We start from the raw sequence: 19,904 nt of genomic DNA, 5'->3' as shown, positions 1-19,904 counted from the left end.
CTTTTGGTCCGCCTTTTTCTTATGCATCTTGGAGTAAAATATGGTAGGTAAATTGCAAGTTGAATTTGAACAACCATAATCAGGAAACACACTCACTAGCATAAACTTCATCGAGGAATGCATCAAATAGCTCTGACGGCGTATGGTAGCCCAAAACACGCCGTGGGCGCTGGTTCAGCGTATCTGCCATGTTCAGGATATCCTCATCAGAGAACCGCTCCATGGACATGCCCTTTGGGATGAAATCCCTCAGCAGGCCATTGTGGCGTTCGTTCTGAGCCCGCTCCCATGAGCTGTACGGATGTGTAAAGTATATCTTAGTACCGAGGCTCTCGAACTGCGATAAGTTCTCAAACTCTGGACCGTTATCGGCCGTCATCGTCTTAAAGATCTGGCTGAAGTACTCTGCGCCATATCGCTCCTGCAACTGTGCAAGAGCAGCTTCAACGCCGGCGCAGGTACGTCCAGGAATTCGGATAGCGATGTAGTTGCGCGTAACCTTTTCAACAGCGGTGAAGACTACTGCTTCACGACCTGCGCGCCGACCAACGACCGTATCCACTTCCCAGTGGCCCATCTCGGTACCATCATCGACGACGGCAGGACGTTCCTCAATGGAGCGGCCCTTCATACGTTTGTTCTTACGCACCCATTTGCGGCGGCGTTTGTGCTTCAAGACCTGCGGTACCTCGAAGAGTGACAGTGGAAGTTTGTTAGCCCAAAGCATGTTGTAGAGCGTCTTGGTACAGGGAATCTGTTCCGGAGTAAATAGCTTATTTCGCCTAGCATAGCCAACGCAGGCATCCAGTGACCAGCGTTCCTGGCGGACTCGTTCCACCATCCATTGGATAAACAGCTCGCAGTCGTCATGATCGATTTTACAAGGCTTCCTGGAGTTCTTGCGATTCTCTGCATAAGCCTTCTGACCGCGCTTTGCCATATACTGAGGGGCACGACCGTGCTTGCTTTTCCGATCCGGCGTTCCACGCCGAAGTTCATAGAAAACAGTCGTATGAGCACATCCTACTGCAGCAGCGATGTTGCGAAGGGAAAGCCCCTGGCGATGCAGGGCCTGAATCATGCCACGTTCCTCCAAAGAAAGATGGCGGCCGGGTGTACGTACGTCCTCAATTGTGTTAGAATGGATGTGATCCATAGTGATTGCTCCTTTGTTGATGATTTCTCGCAAAACCATTTTAACATGAAGCTTCACTATGGATTTTTGTTTTTTTGATTACCTGTTCAAATTCATTTTACAATTAACCGTAAAATATGGTATGATAATAAGCGATTATCAGGAGGTGAAACCACAATATGTTATCGGAACGGCAGGGAACGATTTTGAATATCGTCAAGGAGCATAGTCCGATTACGGGACAGCACATTGCCGACCAGCTGCACGTGACGCGGGCAGCGCTGCGCTCCGACCTGGCGATATTGACGATGCTGGGACTGATAGACGCGCGGCCAAAGCTGGGATATTTCTTTATCGGCGATAAGGAAAAGGACTTGCTGTCTCAAAAGATCATGGATATCAGCATTGAGTCGTGCTTATCGCAGCCGGTCATCGTCGGCGAGCACACCAGCGCCTACGACGCGGTCATCGCTATGTTTACGGAAGATGCGGGAACGGTATTTGTCGCGACGGATAATATTCTGGCCGGTGTCGTATCCCGAAAGGATTTGTTGAAGACGGCTATGGGCAACAACGATTTGAGAGCTCTGCCGGTGCGTATGGTCATGACGCCGGTCAGCAAGGTCATTTACGTGCAGGCTGATGAAAAGGCGCTGGCAGCGGCGCAGCGCATGATAGAATATGAAATTGATTGTCTGCCGGTAGTTCATGTTCTCGATACGGATGAGGAAGATAAGAAGGATTTACAGATTGTCGGAAGAATATCGAAAACAAACATTACGCGGTTATTTGTTGAATGTGGATTAGGAAGGAGAACGTAAGGTGGCAAAACCGATCATTTACGCCTGCTCGGACTCGCTGGGAGATACGGCGGAACGCGTAGCCCGGGCGGCGGCCTGCCAGTACGACAAACAGGAATTTGATATCGTGCGCATGCCCTATATTCGTACGGAACAGCAGGTCGAAGAAATCGTACAAAAGGCGAAAGAACACAGCGCGATGATCTGCTGTACTATTATATCCCCGACGCTGCGGCGCAAGCTGCAGGAGTTGTCTAACGCGCAGAACGTTACCCTCGTCGACATCATCGGCCCGATGCTGGCCGGCGTAGGCACGCTGACCCATACGGAACCGACGATGAAGCCGGGCATGATTCATCAGCTCGACGAAGAATACTTCAAGCGCGTCGAAGCGATTGAATTCGCCGTCAAATTTGACGACGGCAAAAATCCGATGGGCTTCTTAAAGGCTGATATCGTCATCGTCGGCGTATCCCGTACGTCTAAGACGCCCTTATCTATGTATTTGGCTCATAAGCGGATCAAGGCTGCCAACCTGCCCTTGGTGCCGGAAGTAGCCTTGCCTCCGGAATTATTCCAGGTGCCGGCCCGTAAAATCGTCGGCCTCATTATCGATCCCTTTAAATTGAATTTTATCCGTTCGGAACGGCTGCGCAGCATGGGCCTCGATTCGAACGCCAGCTACGCCAACATCGAGCGGATCAATGAAGAACTGACGTATGCCCGCAACGTCATGCGCCGTCTTCATTGCCCGATTATCGACGTGTCGTCGAAAGCAATTGAAGAAACAGCAAATCTTGTCATGGAAATCGTCAAACGCAATAAAGAGTTGTATCACGAGTAAAATGGCATGAAAAAAGGACGCCATTTTCGGCGTCTTTTTTCGTATCTGCAAGCAAGGAGAAGGTTATGGAAGAAAAAAAATTAGACCTGAAGACCTTTTTGTACAAGGCCTTGTCTGATTCGGCCTTTTTAAAGGCTGCCGGCATGAAGCCCGGCGACGGCCCGGCGTTTATGAAGGCCAACGGCGTCATGAAGCTGGCCGGCGAATTGGAAGGGTGCCGCGACAGCCGGGGACGGTATGTTTCCGCCAAAGTGCTGGAGGCGGCGTGGCGGTACATATCCTGTTTGGCCGAAGAGCCGGAAGGCGGCTGGCTGGCCCATTGCTACTGCGCCGTCTTAGAGAGGCTCTTTCCGATTACGGCGGCTCAGTGGGAAGGCTGGGACGGCAAGCCCGTAGCGCACAGCGGCGACGGCGAATTCCGCCTGGGGCGCCTCGTGCTCATGCAGCTGCTGCACGGATTGTATCAGTACGAACGGGCCGTGCTGCCCTTTGACCCGACCGTCGATTTCGATTTTCTCGACGATGAAGAAATTATGAAGCAGGGCTATACGCGGGAATACCTGCACATGATCAAGATGCTGGAAGATCAGTATATCTATGAATTCATGCGCATCGGCTCGGAAATTTCCCCCTTCAACACGCTGGGCCATATTGCCGGCGTCCATTACGTCGCCCTGCATGCGGCGCGTCAGCTGGCCTTCCTCGGCGAGCCCGTCGACCTGGCCCTCATTTCCGGCGCGGCTCTGTGCCATGACCTGGGGAAATACGGCTGCAAGAAAAACGAAGAAAAGCGCGTGCCCTACCTGCACTATTACTATACCGACGCCTGCTGCCGCCGCGTCGGCTTGTCCGGCATCGGACACATCGCGGCTAACCATTCCGTCTGGGATTTGGAGCTGGAAAATCTTTCCGTCGAATCGCTGCTGCTCATCTACGCCGATTTCCGGGTCAAGAGCAGCCGCGACGCCCAGGGCAGGGAAGTCGTTCATTTCTATACTCTGAAGGAAGCCTTCGACGTCATTTTAGGAAAATTGGATAACGTAGACGAGGCGAAGCGCCACCGGTACCAGAAGGTATACGCCAAGCTGGCCGATTTCGAGTCGTTCATGCGGGAAAAGGGCGTCGTCGAGCTGCCGGCCGACCTTTCGCGGGACCACGTCCAGCCCGACGTTCCAGAGCCGCGGGAAATGGTGCTCCTGGCGGAGGGAGAAGTCGTCGAACAGCTGAAGTACGCGGCCATTGCCCACAACATCCGCCTCATGAGTATCTTCCGCGACGACAGCGATTTCGGCAACCTCATCGAAGCGGCCCGCAGCGAGCAGCTGTGGAAAAACGTCCGCACCTATATCGGCATTTTCGAAGAGTACTCGACGTACATGACAGAGCATCAAAAGGTCATGACGCTGAAATTCCTGTACGAGCTGCTGTCTCATAAAGAAGGGGACATCCGCTTCCAGTCGGCGGCCCTCATGGGGCGCATTGTCGCTAATTTCAACGAAAAATACACAAAGGAGCTGCCTGAGGGCGTGTCCCTTCCCCATAAGGTCGTCACGAGCCTGTCCCTGTTTGATCAGTATCTGGACATGATCATCTATCCGGAAATGCGGTTTACGGAGCAGCACAAGCTGTGGATCGGCTATTGCCTGAGCAGCTTCGTCGAAGCCGTACTGGATTCCTGCCCGGCGAAGGACCGCGGCGATTACATCCGCGTGATGGCCAAGTATTTCGAGCGCCGCAATTATCCGGAAGAGCGGTATATCATGCTCCTGAAGGTCCTGGACGACATGAAGCGCAGCGACATTCCTGAGGAATTTATGACGGCAGTCCGCCCCTTTATAGAAACGGCCCTGCAGTCTTCCTCCCAGAACCTGCGCGTCGCCGCCCTGAACACGAAGCGCTGCCTCTATGACGGATATACGGAGGAACAATATTACGACGACCTCCTGTCGGTGATGAATTTGCCCGCCGATAAAAAGGCCTTTTCCGAGCATGAAGGCAGCCTGTTCCTCATCGACTTGAAGATGGGGACCCACTGGGGCATCAAGGTCGCCAATATAGAGCTGATGATGCGGTATATGGACGATACGTGCGACAAGGGCGACGTCATGCATCTGGGCATGCATCTGACGAACCTTCTGAAAATCAGCGAGTCCATCTTTGTCCGCCAGGCGGCAGGGGAAAGCCTGCTGCGCATCGCTGCCAACATGACGTACTCGCAGCGCAATGAGCTGGCCGTCGAACTGTTCAACGGCCTGGAAATCGGCGACCCCCAGATATCGAAGTACGTGCCGGAATTCCTGGGCCGCATGATTCTGAAGCTGCCGCCGCAGGAATTTGACGAATTTATCAATACGATTTCGTCGCAGATTTTGACGGTCAACATCCAGCTGGCGTCGTCTATCGTCAACACCGTCGGCGTCATTTTGGAAAACTTCTCCGAATTTGCCGAGGAGTTCGGCGACGATGGGGACGTCAACGAACGGCGTCAGCGCCGCCTGCTGTACATCATGATCAAGGCTTACGCCCACTACGACGACGAGCTGAGCCGTGACGCCTTCCGCGATATCGGGAAGTTTATCTTTCACAGCCCGGTCATGGCCATGGAGCAGAAGGACTTTTTATTCCTGCACTGCTACAAAAAGCTCCTGGTCCTGCTCGACGAAAATCCCGAAGGTGTTCTGGATTTCTACAGCAACGCCGCCGTCCTGAATCATATTTACCGCTATATCGGCCATCATGAGTTCCAGAACGGCGCCTTTTCCTTCCCGCCGGCCCGCAAGGCCTGCTTCTACCCGGGGACCTTCGACCCCTTCAGCCTGGGGCATAAGGCCGTGGCCTGCAAGATTCGCGACCTGGGCTTCGACGTATATCTGGCCCTCGATGAATTTTCCTGGTCCAAGCATACCCAGCCCCGCCTCATGCGGCGCAAGATCATGAATATGTCCGTCGCCGACGAAGAGGACATGTATCCCTTCCCCGACGATATTCCCGTCAACATTGCCAATCCGAAGGACGTAGCCCGGCTGAAGGCGATTTTTGCCAAGAAGGACCTGTACATCGCCGTCGGGACCGACGTCATCGAAAACGCTTCGGCTTACAAGGCCGCGCCGACGAAGGATTCCATCCATACGGTAAACCATATCGCCTTCGCCCGCGAGACGAGGGAAAATGAAGGGCGGGACCACGACGACGGCGGCCACGGCATTACGGGAAAGGTCGTGTATTTGACTCTCGACAAATTCTACGAAGATATCAGCTCGACGAAGATCCGCGAAAACATCGACCTGAATCGCGACATATCCAACCTCATCGACGCCGTAGCCCAGAATTTCATTTACGACAACAACATGTACCTGCGCGAACCGGCCTATAAGCACGTCCTGGAAGCGCGGGAGCTGGGCATCGGCGCCTTTAAGCCCCGCGGCGCCGAAAGCCTGTGGCCGATCTGCAACAAGCTGTGGAATAAGGGGTACAACATGGATATCCTCGACAAGTACATCGAGCGGGAAACCGTGCGGACTCTGTACGTCGACGACGCCCGGCAGGAACGGACGATGATCGCCTATGCCGCGGCCCACCGCATCGGCACGCGGGATTTGCTGAAGGAAATCGGCGATTCCCAGCTGGCCTCGCATATCCGCAACGCCGCCGGCGGCAGCATCGCCTGCATTGGCTTCTTCTACGCCGACGACACGTCGACTATCGACAACGTGGCCCAGATTACCATTACGGAAATTCTGACGGAGCTCATTTCCCGCGACTTTGCCTACGCCGTGTACCGTCCTGTAGACGAAGCGGGCTACGATGCCGAAATCATCGACGCCCTCGAGCTGCAGGGCTTCGTCAACATCGCGCCGGAAGGCAGCGAGCATCCCCTGTACGTCGTAGATATGAAGTCGCCTATCGTCTTGTTTAAGGACGTCGAAACGGTCATCAAAAACCCCTTCAACAAGAATCCTCTCGTCCGCGAAGCCCTGCACGAAGCCCACAACAACTTGCTGGCCGTGCTCAAGCTGATTTACCCGGGCAAGCTGCTCCTGTCCTTTAACATGAGCTCCTTCCACAACAAGATCATCAACAAAGTCGCTGAAATCAACGGCGTCTCCACTGTCGAGGACAAGAAAAAGCGGCGCGGCCCCTATATGTCCGTGCCCTTCGGCAAGGCTCTGAGCAACGTCCTGGTGCCGAATACGGTGACGAAGAGCCTGCACATCGGCAAGTACTTCGACCGGTACGTCAAGGAATTTACCCTGGCCGAATCACATCATTATTCGCCTGTAGAAAATCAGGTCCGGACGATCAAGTCCTTTGACAGGCCGGTCATCCTCATCGACGACTTGCTGCACAAGGGCCACCGCATGCGGATGCTCACGCCGTACCTGGACAAGTGCGACATCGAAGTCAAGGAGGTTCTCGTCGGCGTCATGACCGGACAGGCCATGGACATGATGGTCGAAAAGAACATGAAGGCCGAAAGCGCCTATTTCCTGCCGACGCTGGAAGTCTGGCTCAACGAAAAGGACTGCTATCCTTATATCGGCGGCGACAGCATCGACAACGCCCACAACTACAGCGGCTACGACAGCAACCCGGCTATCAACCTGATCCTGCCCTACGTCAATCCCGAGTTTGTCAGCCGCGGCGATTTCCTGGCTCATTACTGGTATTCCCTGACGTGCCTGCAGAACGCCGCCCACATCATGCGGGTATTGCAGGACGTCTATCAGGAAACGTACGAACGCCGCCTGACGCTGAAACGCCTCGGCGAGGTCTTTACGTATCCCCGGATTCCCGACATCGACGTGGGCGTAAAATTCGATGAAAACATGGACCCGACCCGGTTCATTGAAAACGATATTGAGCGGCTCCTGCGCATGCAGTGGAAGGAAGGCTCTATGGAAGAAGATCTGATGCGGAGCGCCGCTGGAAGGGAAGGACGATAAGGTGCGGTATATTCATGAATTGCCCGGCGAGGCGGCGGTGACGTCGCCCTTGCCGCTGACGGGCAGCCCCTTAGGGAAACAAACGTATAGAGTTCATATTTTAGCCTTGGGAGACGTGGGCATGACCATGCTCATCGGCCTGCGCCTTCTGGGAGCCGGCGTCGTCGAATCCATCGGCATCTGCGATATTAATGAACAAAATATCAGGCGGCTGGAAATGGAAATCAATCAGATTCGATATCCCTTCGCCGATTGGGAGGGAAGCGGCATGCCGTCGCTGCCTCCCGTGTACGCCGTCGGGGAAGAAGCGCTGTTTGACTGCGACGTATTCGTCTTCTGCGCCAGCAAGGGCGTGCCGCCTGTCGGCGCCCAGGGCGACGTGCGCATGGCCCAGCTGGCGGCGAATACAGAATTGGTACGCCATTTTGCCGGGCTGGCCAAGGCGGCGAAATTTGCCGGCCTGGCCTGCATCGTGTCCGACCCGGTAGACCCGTTGTGCAAGGCCTTTTGGATGGCGTCGGGGCTCAGGCCGGCGCAGGTACAGGGCTACGGCTTAGGCGTCATGAACGCCCGGGCCTGCTACTATGCGGAACGCCGCGAAGAATTCCGCTCCTACCTGACCGAAGGGCGGGCCTTCGGGCCTCACGGCGGGGACTTGGTGCTGGCCGACAGCCTGACAGACTACGACGACGGGCGCTCCCGCGCCCTGACCGACTTGGTCATCGGGGCCAACATGGCTGTCCGCGAATTGGGATATAAGCCGTACATTGCTCCGGCCTTGTCGTCGGCGGCCTTATCGATTCTCCTGACCCTGCGGGAACAGTGGCATTACGGCTCCGTGTACTTGGGAGACGAAGGGGCCGGCGCGTTTTTCGGCATCCGGAATCAGATGACCCGGGACGGCGTCGTATATGAAGACGCTGCAGTCTGCGACGCCCTGTACGAGCGGCTGAAAACGGCGTATCTCAACCTGTGCCGTCTGGTGTAAAGGGGGAATGAAGCATGTTGACAGTCGTGAAGATCGGCTGGCGCGAATGCGCCGATACGAGTCGGCTAGAAAGCGTGCTGACCTATGCTTTGCATGGATGGGAATACCGTGCCGTCGACGGCGCAGCCTTTGCCGAGGCCTGCAGCTCCGCCGCCCTGCCGGCGGGACGGGCCGTGTTGTTTGCCGTAGCCCTGCCTGCCGGCGGCTTCAGCTGCGAATACGCGCAGCTGATTTCGGCCTTAGCCCTTCAGGCAGACTGTCTGGACGGCTGGGCCGGCGCGGTCCTCGTCGACGGGCCGGGCGAATTATTCACAAAAAAAATAGGCCGCGAGCTGATTTTCATGGCAAATCAGGCTGGCTGCGCCTTTCCGGGGAAGCCTCTCGTCGAAGCGACGGGCTCTCTGTATAATTTTAATACGCAGGCCATGCTGCTGGGAGAGACGAACTTGCAGGCCTATAAAGAAAGCGCGGCCTGTCTGGTACGTAAGACGGCGGCCTTTGCCGCGGAACTTTCCCAAGGAGGCCGTCCGGCGCGCCGCGTCGTCGTGCTCCACGCCAGCAGCCGCAAGACGTCGAATACGCTGCTGCTGTGGGAAATGATACGGAAGAAGCTGCCTGCGGACGTAGATGTCGAAGAAATTTCCCTGCGCAACGGAGCCGTCGTCGACTGCCGGGGCTGCAGCTACGAAGCGTGCCGCCATTTCGGTGAAAAGGGCGAATGCTTTTACGGCGGCGTCATCGTCGAGCGGGTCTATCCGGCCATTCGCGCCGGCGACGCCGTCGTCTTGATTTGCCCCAATTACAACGACGCCGTGAGCGCCAATATTACGGCTTTTTTCAATCGCCTGACGGCTTTGTTCCGCAAGGACTTCGCATCCTTTTCACAGAAGAGGGTCTATGCTCTCGTCGTTTCCGGATACAGCGGCGGCGACATCGTAGCCGAGCAGGTCATCGACGCGATGAACTGCAATAAGAATTTTGCCCTGCCGCCGCGCTTTGCCCAGATCGAAACGGCAAACGACCCGAACAGCATTCTGCAGTGTCCTGGCGTGGAAGAACGGGCAGCCGCCATGGCCGGGCGCATTGCCGGCGTATAACTGAACAATGGCAATAAAAAAAGATGATTCGATAGGGAATCATCTTTTTTTATATGAAATTAAGCATTGCGCTGTACTTTGCCGGAACGAAGGCAGCGAGTGCAGACGTTGATACGTTTTACTTCGCCGTCTACGATAGCGCGTACTCTCTGGATGTTCGGTTTCCAGGTTCTTTTTGTTTTCAAATGGGAATGGCTGACGTTCATGCCGGTCATCATTCCTTTGCCGCAAATTTCGCAATAGTTTGCCATTGGTTACACCTCCCTGCACCATCACAGTACAACATATAAATCCTATCATAAAACATAAGGTAAATCAAGTTTTATTTATAAAAAGTCTACAAGATATGATACAATAAATGTGAGAAAAAGACAAGGAGTTTTTTTATGGATGGGACACTTCGCCGGCTGAAGGGCATCGGCGCGCGGAAAGAAGCGCTGTTTGCCCGGCTGGGAATTCAGACGATCAGCGATTTGCTGCAGTATTTTCCGAGGGAGTACGAGGACCGCAGCCGCATATGGCCTATTGGCAGCGCGCCGACGCCGTCGCCGACGCCCGTATTGGTCTGCGGCACGGTCCGCAGCGTACAGGAGCTGCGACCGCGGCGGGGCATGACTATATTGAAGGTGCTCATCGCCGACGACAGCGGCGCCGTCGAGCTGACCTGGTTCAACCAGCCCTTTAAAAAGAAAGTATTTCACGTCGGTATGGACGTAGCGGCCTTTGGCAAGATCGAATGGGCCTACGGAAGGCGGCAGATGAATTCTCCTGAAACGGAGCAGGGCGGCCTGTCGCCGGAACAGGGCTTCGTTCCCGTATACGGCCTGACGGACGGCCTGCGGCAGAACGACGTGCGCAAGGCCGTGAGGGAAGCCTTGGCGGAGGCGGAGCGCTGTCCCTCCCTGCTGCCGGGATGGGACGGAGGCAGAAGCGTCTGCGGCGGATTCATGCCGGAGCTGCAGGCGTATGAGGCCATGCATTTTCCGCCGTCTATGGAAGTGCGCCGCAAGGCGCGGGAGCAGCTGGCCTTCGAGGAGCTCTTCGACATGCAGCTGGGCCTTTTGCTGCGCCGCCGTCAGGAAGGAAAACAAATGGGGATTAAATGCGGGCCGAACGGCAGCCTGCTCAAGCAGTTTATATCCCAGCTTCCCTTTTCCTTGACCAGGGGGCAGACGCAGGCTTTTTTAGATATACAGGCCGATATGGAAAGCGAAGTGCCTATGCAGCGGCTGGTACAGGGCGACGTGGGCTCGGGGAAAACCGTCGTAGCGGCCATGGCCCTGACGAAAATCGTCGAAAACGGATATCAGGGCGCTTTGATGGCTCCGACGGAGATTTTGGCAATCCAGCATTACGAGGAATTTCTCAAGCTGTTTCGCGGCCTTCCCGTGCGCGTCGCCGTGCTGACCGGCCGTACGACGGCCAAGGAGCGGGACGCCTTGCTGGAAGACCTGCGCCGTGGAAACATTCAGATTCTTATCGGCACGCACGCGCTGATTCAGAAGGACGTCGCGTTCTGTGACTTAGGCCTCGTCGTGACGGACGAGCAGCACCGCTTCGGCGTGCGGCAGCGGGCCGCCTTGCAGGGAAAGGGCCGGGCTCCCCACGCGCTGTTCATGACGGCGACGCCGATTCCGCGGACCCTGGCCTTGTCTGTATACGGCGACTTGGACGTATCGTCCATACGGGAAATGCCTCCAGGCCGCAAGGTTGTCAAAACCTACGCCGTCGGCGAGGCGATGCGCCGCCGCGTATACGCTTTTATGGAAAAGCTCATGGCCCAGGGGCAGCAGTGCTACGTAGTGTGCCCCCTCGTAGAAGAGTCGGAAACGGTAGATTTGCAGGCGGCGACGGCTTTGTATGAAGAGCTGCGCGCGACGGTCTTTAAAAACAGGCCGTGCGGCCTCGTCCACGGCCGCATGACCGGCAAGGAAAAGGCCGCCGTTATGGAGGACTTTCAGGACGGCCGTATATCCCTGCTCGTCGCGACGAGCGTCATCGAAGTGGGCGTCAACGTGCCCAACGCGACGGTCATGCTGATCGACGGGGCGGAGCGGTTCGGCCTGGCCCAGCTCCATCAGCTGCGGGGCCGCGTCGGCCGCGGCAGCCAGCAGGCGTACTGTATCCTGCTGTCCAAAGGCGGAAGCGAAGAGACGCGGCAGCGCCTGCAGTGGATGGAAAAAATACACGACGGCTTCGAGCTGGCGGAAAAGGATTTGCTCCTGCGCGGCGCAGGGCGGCTGTTCGGGTACGCCCAGCACGGGCTGCCCGATTTGAAGGCCGCCGATATCGTCCGCGATATTTCGCTGCTGACGGCCGCCAGGGACAAGGCGGCAGACTATTTGAAGGGCCCCGTCGACGAAGAGACGATTTACGCGGCTCTGGAGCGGCGGTTCGGAACGCGTTTTCAAGGTTTGCTAAATAACTAAGAAAATGTCATGAAAATATGTACAGATGACATCTTATCGGCTATAATAAAGGATAAGCTATTTAGGGGTATTTCCCTAGGTTTTTATATTTTTCAAAACAGAGGTGCAAAGATGAGATCTGATAAATTTGGTATGAAAGGTTTAACTTTTGATGATGTTTTGCTGGTACCGGCGAAATCCGACGTGCTGCCGTACCAGGTAGACGTATCGACGAATCTGACGAAAGATATCAAACTGAATATCCCTATGATGAGCGCTGGCATGGATACGGTTACGGAAGCCCCCATGGCGATTGCCATCGCCCGTGAAGGCGGCATCGGCGTTATCCATAAAAATATGTCTATTGCCGCTCAGGCGCGCGAAGTCGACAAGGTAAAGCGCTCCGAACACGGCATTATTATCGACCCCATTTTCCTGCATCCCGATAATTTGCTGGCCGACGCCAATGAATTGATGGGCAAGTACAAAATTTCCGGCGTGCCTATTACGGTTGACGGCAAATTAGTCGGCATTATCACCAACCGCGACATGCGTTTTGAAGAAGACATGAGCCGCCGCATCGGCGATATCATGACGAAGGAAAACCTGGTCACGGCTCCTGTCGGCACGTCCTTGGCTGATGCGAAGGCCATCCTGCGCCAGCATCGCATTGAAAAGCTGCCTTTAGTCGATAAGGACGGCAATCTGCAGGGCCTGATCACGATTAAAGATATTGAAAAAGCTACGAAATACCCGAATTCGGCGAAGGATTCCAACGGCCGCCTGCTGGCCGCCGCAGCTGTCGGCGTTTCCCACGACATGATAGACCGCCTGGATGCCCTCGTAGCCGCGAAGGTCGACGTCGTCGTCATCGATACGGCTCACGGCCATTCGGAAGGCGTATTGAAGACGCTGAAGGAAATTAAAAAAGCCTACCCCCATCTCCCGGTCATTGCTGGCAACGTCGCTACGGGCGCCGCTACGGAAGCCCTCATCGAATGCGGCGTAGACGCCGTTAAAGTTGGCATCGGGCCCGGCTCCATCTGCACGACCCGCATCATCGCCGGCATCGGCGTTCCTCAGATTTCCGCCGTATACGAATGCGCTAAAGTCGCACAGCGCTACGGCATTCCCATCATCGCCGACGGCGGCATCAAATACTCCGGCGACATGGCCAAAGCGATTGCAGCCGGCGGCAACGTCGTCATGCTGGGCAACCTCCTGGCCGGCACGGAAGAAAGCCCGGGCGAAACGGTTATCTATCAGGGCAGAAGCTATAAGGAATACCGCGGCATGGGCTCCCTGGCCGCTATGGAACACGGCAGCAAGGACCGCTACTTCCAGGAAGACGCCAAGAAGCTCGTTCCCGAAGGCATCGAAGGCCGCGTGCCGTATAAAGGCGCCGTTGCCGATACGATTTTCCAGATGGTCGGCGGCTTGAGAGCCTCCATGGGCTACTGCGGATGCCACAACATCAAGGAAATGATCGAAAACACGCAGTTCATTCAGATTACCAGCGCCGGTCTCCGCGAAAGCCATCCCCACGACGTCAATATTACGAAGGAAGCGCCGAACTACAGCGTAAACTAAGGGCAAGGTGGAGGATATACGTTGACTAGCACGATACATATCCTGTCCGTCCCCATTGGAAACGTCACGAAGGAAGAAGCCTGCGCCTTTGCCTTTAAATGCATTGAAGAAGGCAGGGCGGCTTCTATCGCGACGGCCAATGCGGAGATGGTCATGAGAGCGCAGTCAGATGAAGAACTGGCAGATATCCTGCGGCACGCGGACTTAGTCGTTCCTGACGGGGCCGGCGTGCTGTGGGCTGCCGAGCAGATAGGGAAGCAGTTTAAGGAGCGGGTCGCCGGCATCGATTTGGCCTGCCGTCTCGTCGGCGAAGCGGCGCTGCGGCAGACGCCGGTGTACTTTTTCGGCGGAGCCGAAGGCGTCGCCAGGGACGCGGCGGCCAATTTGGAAAAACAGGTAGGCAAGCTGCATATCGTAGGCACCCATTCGGGATTTTTTACCGACGAGGAAGAAAAGCAGATCATTGAGGAAATCCGTTCAGGCGGCACGCAGCTCCTGTTTGTCGCCCTGGGCGTCCCCAAGCAGGAAAAATGGATACGCGACCACCTGTATGAGCTGGGACCCTGCGTCTGCATGGGCGTCGGCGGTTCCCTGGACGTGCTGTCTGGCCGTCTCGACCGGGCTCCGAAGTGGATGCAGGAGCACCGCCTGGAATGGCTTTACCGGCTGCTGAAGGAGCCGACCAGAATCAAACGCATGATGGCTTTGCCTCAGTTTGTCGCCGCCGTAAAACGGGACAAAGAGGCAAAGTGATTTGAGGTGATGTCTTGAATAAACCGCTTATAATTGAAGATGGCTATATATTCATCGCAGTTCCGGCGCTGCTGGCCGTGTTGGCAGGGTATTTCGTCAACGCCTACGCGGCGGCGGTTCCGGCGCTGCTCGCCTTGTATTTCGCCTATTTTTTCAGGAATCCTCATCGTACGATTCCGGAAGACGATACGGCGCTGCTGTCGCCTGCCGACGGCAAGGTCATGAGCGTCGAAGAAGTGTACGAAGATTTATACCTCGATAAGAAGTGCAGAAAAATCGTCATCTTCTTATCTGTTTTCGACGTTCACGTCAACCGGGCTCCCTTAGCCGGGACGATCGACTTTCAGCAGTATACGTGCGGCGGCTTCCGGCCGGCCTATAAGGACGGCGTCGGGTATGAAAACGAACGGTATTCTGTAGGGATTGAAAACAATCGGACGCGGATATTGGTAACAGTTATCGCCGGCATATTGGCCCGGCGAATCGTATCCTGGGTAACGCTGGGCGACACCTTGTCTCACGGTCAGCTGTACGGAATGATCAAGTTTGGCTCCTGCGCAGAAGTATACGTCGGCGACGACGTGGAAATTCTGGTCCAAAAGGGCGATCGCGTGCGCGGCGGAGAAACTATCATTGGGAGGATTGTCAAATGAAAAATATAATTCCATGTCTTTTTACGTCGGGAAACCTCGGGTTCGGCGTATTAAGTATGATTATGACGCTGCATGGCATGTTTACCGCCGCCGGCATATGCATCCTGCTGGCCATGGCCTGCGATGCCTGCGACGGCCGTTCGGCCCGCGCCCTGGGCGTTGCCGGCGAGTTCGGCAAAGAATTGGACTCCTTGTCCGACGTAGTTTCCTTCGGCGCGGCGTCGGCGTTTTTGATTTACACCTATTCGTTGCAGGAATTGGGCTGGATCGGCGTCGTGCCGGCTATTATTTACGCGGCCTTGGGCGGTATCCGTCTGGCCCGCTTCAACTTGAATACCGGCGTCATTCACGGCTATTTCCAGGGCATGCCGATTCCTAACGGCGGCTGCCTCATCGCTACGTACGTCATTTCCGGCGTCCATCTGCCGGCGTGGCTGATCGGCATTTTTGTCGTCGCCCTGGGGTATCATCTGGTAAGCAAGATCCATAATCCTGATTTCAAAGGGGCCAGCCCGGATGTCCTCCATAAATCGGCATTGGCGATTTCTCTGATTTTCGGCGCCGTCGTGCTGGTTTTCGTCGACTGGCACCTCGTCTTTACGATGCCCTTCTTGTTGTATATCGTATTTGGATTAGTCAATACGGCCATGAACGCCGCTTCTGCGCGTTGATATATTAGGGAGATCGCGTATGGAACATATATTGGATATCATTATGATACCCATACAAGTTATCATTGTATTTTATACGCTGTATTATGTTACCTTGGCTGTTTTCGGCCTGATGAAGCGAAGAGAGCACGTTACGGCAGCACCTAAGAATACCTTTGCTGCCGTAATTTGCGCGCATAATGAGGAACGCGTCGTCGGGCAGCTGATCGATAACCTGAAAGACCTGAATTATCCGAAGGACATGTACGACGTATACGTCGTGGCCGATAACTGTACGGACAATACGGAAAAGATCTGCCGGGAACACGGCGCGATCGTCAAGGTGCGGACGAACAAGGACGAAGTCGGCAAGGGCTACGCTTTGGACTGGATGTTTGCGCAGATGCTGGCTCAGGAAAAGCAGTACGACGCCTTCGTCGTCTTCGATGCCGACAACCTCGTCCACCCGGAATTTTTGCGGGAAATGAACAACCACTTGTGCAAGGGCGAGCAGGTCATACAAGGGTATATGGACGCTAAAAATCCGACCGATACCTGGGTGGCCGGGACCTTTGCCATCGCCTTCTGGCTCATCAACCACATGTGGCACCTGGCAAAATATAATATCGGCTTGTCTACGGCCCTCGGCGGCACGGGCATGTGCATCGCGACGGATATCGTGCGGAAGTACGGCTGGGGATGCGACTGCCTGACGGAAGATATGGAATTTTCCATGAAAGTGCTGCTGGAAGGCGTGCGGACCTGCTGGGCCCACGACGCGATCATTTACGATGAAAAGGCTCTGGGGTTCATGCAGTCGTGCCGGCAGCGCAAGCGGTGGGCTCAGGGGCAGTGCGACTGCGGCGAGCGCTTTATTCCCAAGCTGTTTGTCCGCGGCATCAAGACGGGGAATATCCGCATGCTCGACGGCATCATTACCTTGTCCCAGCCCTTTTTCATGATGATGTCGACGATATACGCCCTGATGGCGTATATCAATTCGTACATTCCCTTGTACACCAACATCTTGTACCAAATCGTGCCGGTACAGATGTGGACGGTCATCGGCGTCGTCCAGTACCTTATTCCGGTTATCGTGCTGCTGCAGATTAAGGTGCCCTTAAAATCATGGGCCTATCTCGTCGTATATCCCCTGTTTATGTACAGCTGGATTCCCGTCAATTTTCTCGGCTTTAAGGACCGCCATAAGATGAAATGGAGCCATACGGAACATACGAGGGCTGTATCCTATGACAGCGCCGTGCTGCTGCGAAAGGAGAATAAAAAATAGATGCATATTCTGTTGACCAATGACGACGGCCTCCGCGCGCCGGGACTGCAGATCCTGAAGCGCGAGCTGGCGGCCTGCGGGTACAGGCTGACTGTCGTTGCGCCTAACGGCCAGCGCAGCGCCGCGTCCCATTCCATGACGATCAATAAGGCCTTGTACTGCCGGGAAGAGACCGACGAAGCGGGGATTCGCGAAATCGCCGTGTCCGGTACGCCTGTAGACTGCGTAAAAATGGCTATGGAATACTTCTTGGCTGAGGACAAGCCGCAGCTCATCATATCGGGCATCAACAACGGCTATAATCTGGGCAGCGACGTCTTGTATTCCGGGACGGTGTCGGCAGCTATGGAAGGGCCGTACTACCAGGTTCCAGCTCTGGCCGTATCGATGTATCCCCTGGAGGAAGAACGGTGCGCCCAGACGGCCCGTCTCGTCCATGAATTAGTGGAAAAGGTCGTCGTAAGGGGCCGTTTCCCCGGCATATTGAACGTCAACGTACCGCCGGCTGGCGATATCAGCCTCGATAACGTCTGCGTCGTGCCGCAGACCGTACAGATTTATCACAACGTCGTAGCAGAAAAACGCGATTTGGACGGCAGCCTGTGCTATCATATCGTAGGCGATATCGACATGGAAGGCGCGCCGGAAAACAGCGACGTGGCCTGCATACGGAGCGGCCGCATCGCCGTGACGCCGCTGCGGTGGCAGCAGACGGCCATGGCGGCTATTGACGACGTAAAGAGCTGTTTATAAAAAAACATAAAAAGTCAAGAATTCTATTGCAGATTCTTGGATTTTTTTGATAACTTGGAAACACATAATTATACTTTTAAATACTGTGTGGCGTATATTTAAAATATTAAATTTGATACATTGGCGGCAGACAGGTGTATTTTCCTATTTTATCAAATTAGTACTTGCAAAATACATTTGTATGCCGTATAATGACAAGCAAGTCACATAGTGAGTGGATGAAGTTTACGGGAGAAGGTCGCAGACCTACCGAAGGAGTTAAACTCTCAGGTGCCGGGAGGCAGGACCGTGAATGGACACGACTCTGGAGAGTCCCGTATGGGCGCCGAAGGTGCAGGGTATCTTGACGATATCTAATCTCTCAGGCAAAAGGACAGAGAATAGCGCAATTATTTCATTATTTCTTTATGCTGTTTTTGACCTGTCTTCAGAGGTATGCTGACGACAGGTTTTTTGTATTTATTCCTAAAATAACAGTGTAAAGGAGTATGGTATTATGGTAGACATTTTGAACCAAATTGACAGCTTTGTGTGGGGACCGCCTTTATTGGTGCTGCTGATCGGCACGGGCATCATGCTGACGATCCGCCTGCGCCTGCTGCAGATTTTCCGCCTTCCTCATGCGCTGAAGCTGATCTTTACGGCAAAGAATCAGGGCGAAGGCGATATCGACAGCTTTAAGGCGCTGTGCACGGCCTTGGCGGCGACTGTCGGCACCGGCAACATCGTCGGCGTCGCTACGGCCGTCCATGCCGGCGGCCCGGGCGCCGTTTTCTGGATGTGGATGGCAGCGCTCGTCGGCATGGCGACGAAATACGCCGAATGCCTGCTGGCCGTCAAATACCGCACCGTCGATAAAAACGGCGAAATTTCCGGCGGCCCGATGTACTATATCGAAAAGGGCTTGGGACCTAAATTCAAGCCGCTGGCCTGCATTTTCGCCTTCTTCGGCGTTCTCGTCGCCTTCTTTGGCATCGGCACCTTCGCCCAGGTCAATTCGATTGTAGAAATTACGCGCCTTACGGCCGACGTTCCTGTAGAATATACGGCGATTGTCCTGACTATCGTCGTCGCGGCTGTCACCATCGGCGGCCTCCAGTCCATCGCCCGGGCGGCGTCGAAAATCGTTCCGGCTATGGCCGTCATCTACGTCGTTTCGGCGGCTGGCTTCCTCATCATGTTCTACGAACAGATTCCGGCGGCTATCGAACAGATTCTCGTCTGCGCCTTTACGCCGACGGCTGCTTCCGGCGGCTTCCTCGGCGCGACGGTCATGATGGCAATGCGCAACGGGATTGCCCGCGGCGTCTTCTCTAACGAATCGGGCCTCGGCAGCGCGCCTATCGTAGCGGCGGCGGCTAAGACGAAATGGCCTGCTGAACAGGGCTTCGTATCCATGACGGGTACCTTTATCGATACGATTATCATCTGCACGATGACGGGCTTAGTCCTCGTTGTCAGCGGCTTGTGGACGAGCGACCTGAACGGCACGGCTCTGACGAACGCCGCCTTCCTGCAGGCTTATCCGACTTGGGGCAGCTTCATCCTCTGCATCGGCTTGACGCTCTTTGCCTTTACGACGATCCTGGGCTGGAATTATTACGGCGAACGGTGCGTGGAATACTTAGTCGGCGTCAAGGGGATCATGCCGTACCGCATCATCTTCATCGCCCTCGTAGCCTGCGGCGCCTTCATCAAATTGGAAGTTATCTGGATTTTAGCTGATATCGTCAACGGTCTGATGGCTGTGCCGAACCTGATCGCCCTCATCGGCCTCAGCGGCGTCGTCGTAGCCGAAACGAAACGGTACTACGCTCATTTAGCTGCTGAAAAGGAAGCAGAAAAGGCGGCTCTCGTAGACCAGAAGGTAACGGCGGGACACTAAATATAAGATAGGGCTTTTATCATAGGGGTATGATACAACTGCATTAGGAAGTTACGCGCCTCACGGGGAAAGGGGTCCCTGTGGGGCGCTGTTTGTTTGCCTTTGCTTTATCGT

Annotated in this window: 15 protein-coding genes and 1 riboswitch; of the genes, 13 read left to right on the top strand and 2 right to left on the bottom strand. The window is 55.2% G+C overall.

The window, feature by feature from the left end; translation table 11 throughout:
- Positions 1 to 79: 79 nt before the first annotated feature.
- Positions 80 to 1,156 carry an IS30 family transposase gene (locus DKB62_RS04585; protein WP_115759886.1) on the bottom strand — a complete coding sequence of 359 codons (1,077 nt, stop codon included), beginning with the start codon at positions 1,154 to 1,156 and terminating at the stop codon, positions 80 to 82.
- A 158-nt stretch (positions 1,157 to 1,314) separates the two neighbouring features.
- Here DKB62_RS04585 and ccpN point away from each other — a divergent pair, with 158 nt between their 5' ends.
- The 5 genes from ccpN to DKB62_RS04560 all read left to right on the top strand — a co-directional run bounded on the left by ccpN (position 1,315) and on the right by DKB62_RS04560 (position 9,807).
- A complete protein-coding gene (gene ccpN / locus DKB62_RS04580) occupies positions 1,315 to 1,956 on the top strand; it encodes a transcriptional regulator CcpN (RefSeq protein ID WP_087477873.1) in 642 nt (213 codons plus the stop codon).
- Position 1,957: 1 nt separating this feature from the next.
- A complete protein-coding gene (locus DKB62_RS04575) occupies positions 1,958 to 2,779 on the top strand; it encodes a pyruvate, water dikinase regulatory protein (protein ID WP_087477872.1) in 822 nt (273 codons plus the stop codon).
- Between the two features lie 65 nt (positions 2,780 to 2,844).
- Positions 2,845 to 7,722 carry a nucleotidyl transferase family protein gene (locus DKB62_RS04570; RefSeq protein ID WP_107195824.1) on the top strand — a complete coding sequence of 1,626 codons (4,878 nt, stop codon included), beginning with the start codon at positions 2,845 to 2,847 and terminating at the stop codon, positions 7,720 to 7,722.
- A 1-nt stretch (position 7,723) separates the two neighbouring features.
- On the top strand, positions 7,724 to 8,710 hold the full coding sequence (locus DKB62_RS04565) for a Rossmann-fold NAD(P)-binding domain-containing protein (protein WP_087477870.1): 987 nt from the start codon (positions 7,724 to 7,726) through the stop codon (positions 8,708 to 8,710).
- A gap of 14 nt (positions 8,711 to 8,724) precedes the next feature.
- The gene (locus DKB62_RS04560; protein WP_107195823.1) at positions 8,725 to 9,807 is read left to right on the top strand and encodes a flavodoxin family protein; all 1,083 of its coding nucleotides are present in this window, start codon (positions 8,725 to 8,727) and stop codon (positions 9,805 to 9,807) included.
- Positions 9,808 to 9,866: 59 nt separating this feature from the next.
- Here the strand turns inward: DKB62_RS04560 and rpmB are convergent, their stop codons facing one another.
- Positions 9,867 to 10,058: a 50S ribosomal protein L28 gene (rpmB, locus tag DKB62_RS04555; RefSeq protein WP_087477868.1), complete on the bottom strand. Its 192-nt coding sequence runs from the start codon at positions 10,056 to 10,058 to the stop codon at positions 9,867 to 9,869.
- 135 nt (positions 10,059 to 10,193) lie between these two features.
- Between rpmB and recG the strand changes: the two genes are divergently transcribed.
- The 8 genes from recG (at position 10,194) to DKB62_RS04515 (ending at position 19,790) form a co-directional block, all read left to right on the top strand.
- Positions 10,194 to 12,236 (top strand): ATP-dependent DNA helicase RecG, encoded by a 2,043-nt coding sequence (recG, locus tag DKB62_RS04550; RefSeq protein ID WP_107195822.1) that lies wholly within the window; start codon positions 10,194 to 10,196, stop codon positions 12,234 to 12,236.
- Between the two features lie 111 nt (positions 12,237 to 12,347).
- Positions 12,348 to 13,805 carry an IMP dehydrogenase gene (gene guaB / locus DKB62_RS04545; protein ID WP_087477866.1) on the top strand — a complete coding sequence of 486 codons (1,458 nt, stop codon included), beginning with the start codon at positions 12,348 to 12,350 and terminating at the stop codon, positions 13,803 to 13,805.
- A gap of 21 nt (positions 13,806 to 13,826) precedes the next feature.
- Positions 13,827 to 14,558 (top strand): WecB/TagA/CpsF family glycosyltransferase, encoded by a 732-nt coding sequence (locus tag DKB62_RS04540; protein WP_107195821.1) that lies wholly within the window; start codon positions 13,827 to 13,829, stop codon positions 14,556 to 14,558.
- 14 nt (positions 14,559 to 14,572) lie between these two features.
- Complete coding sequence (locus DKB62_RS04535) at positions 14,573 to 15,211, top strand: phosphatidylserine decarboxylase (protein ID WP_087477865.1); 639 nt, start codon at positions 14,573 to 14,575, stop codon at positions 15,209 to 15,211.
- Positions 15,208 to 15,882 carry a CDP-alcohol phosphatidyltransferase family protein gene (locus DKB62_RS04530; RefSeq protein ID WP_095629784.1) on the top strand — a complete coding sequence of 225 codons (675 nt, stop codon included), beginning with the start codon at positions 15,208 to 15,210 and terminating at the stop codon, positions 15,880 to 15,882. Before DKB62_RS04535 ends, DKB62_RS04530 begins: the two co-directional genes overlap by 4 nt.
- 19 nt (positions 15,883 to 15,901) lie before the next feature.
- The gene (locus tag DKB62_RS04525) at positions 15,902 to 17,152 is read left to right on the top strand and encodes a glycosyltransferase family 2 protein (RefSeq protein ID WP_087477863.1); all 1,251 of its coding nucleotides are present in this window, start codon (positions 15,902 to 15,904) and stop codon (positions 17,150 to 17,152) included.
- Complete coding sequence (surE, locus tag DKB62_RS04520) at positions 17,153 to 17,905, top strand: 5'/3'-nucleotidase SurE (protein ID WP_087477862.1); 753 nt, start codon at positions 17,153 to 17,155, stop codon at positions 17,903 to 17,905.
- Positions 17,906 to 18,199: 294 nt separating this feature from the next.
- Positions 18,200 to 18,292, top strand: a riboswitch (glycine riboswitch).
- Between the two features lie 109 nt (positions 18,293 to 18,401).
- Positions 18,402 to 19,790, top strand: coding sequence for an alanine/glycine:cation symporter family protein (locus DKB62_RS04515; RefSeq protein ID WP_087477861.1), 1,389 nt, complete (start codon positions 18,402 to 18,404; stop codon positions 19,788 to 19,790).
- Positions 19,791 to 19,904: the final 114 nt, after the last annotated feature.

It is taken from the genome of Megasphaera stantonii, assembly GCF_003367905.1.
GTDB classification, from domain to species: domain Bacteria; phylum Bacillota; class Negativicutes; order Veillonellales; family Megasphaeraceae; genus Megasphaera; species Megasphaera stantonii.
This window is presented reverse-complemented; position numbering and strand designations above follow the sequence as displayed.

Excerpts from the sequence above, each read along its gene's own strand:
- recG (WP_107195822.1), top strand. The coding sequence starts at position 10,194 with ATGGATGGGACACTTCGCCGGCTGAAGGGCATCGGCGCGCGGAAAGAA.
- ccpN (WP_087477873.1), top strand. The coding sequence starts at position 1,315 with ATGTTATCGGAACGGCAGGGAACGATTTTGAATATCGTCAAGGAGCAT.
- DKB62_RS04530 (WP_095629784.1), top strand. The coding sequence starts at position 15,208 with ATGAAAAATATAATTCCATGTCTTTTTACGTCGGGAAACCTCGGGTTC.
- guaB (WP_087477866.1), top strand. The coding sequence starts at position 12,348 with ATGAGATCTGATAAATTTGGTATGAAAGGTTTAACTTTTGATGATGTT.
- DKB62_RS04525 (WP_087477863.1), top strand. The coding sequence starts at position 15,902 with ATGGAACATATATTGGATATCATTATGATACCCATACAAGTTATCATT.
- DKB62_RS04560 (WP_107195823.1), top strand. The coding sequence starts at position 8,725 with ATGTTGACAGTCGTGAAGATCGGCTGGCGCGAATGCGCCGATACGAGT.
- surE (WP_087477862.1), top strand. The coding sequence starts at position 17,153 with ATGCATATTCTGTTGACCAATGACGACGGCCTCCGCGCGCCGGGACTG.
- DKB62_RS04515 (WP_087477861.1), top strand. The coding sequence starts at position 18,402 with ATGGTAGACATTTTGAACCAAATTGACAGCTTTGTGTGGGGACCGCCT.
- DKB62_RS04570 (WP_107195824.1), top strand. The coding sequence starts at position 2,845 with ATGGAAGAAAAAAAATTAGACCTGAAGACCTTTTTGTACAAGGCCTTG.
- DKB62_RS04585 (WP_115759886.1), bottom strand. The coding sequence starts at position 1,156 with ATGGATCACATCCATTCTAACACAATTGAGGACGTACGTACACCCGGC.
- rpmB (WP_087477868.1), bottom strand. The coding sequence starts at position 10,058 with ATGGCAAACTATTGCGAAATTTGCGGCAAAGGAATGATGACCGGCATG.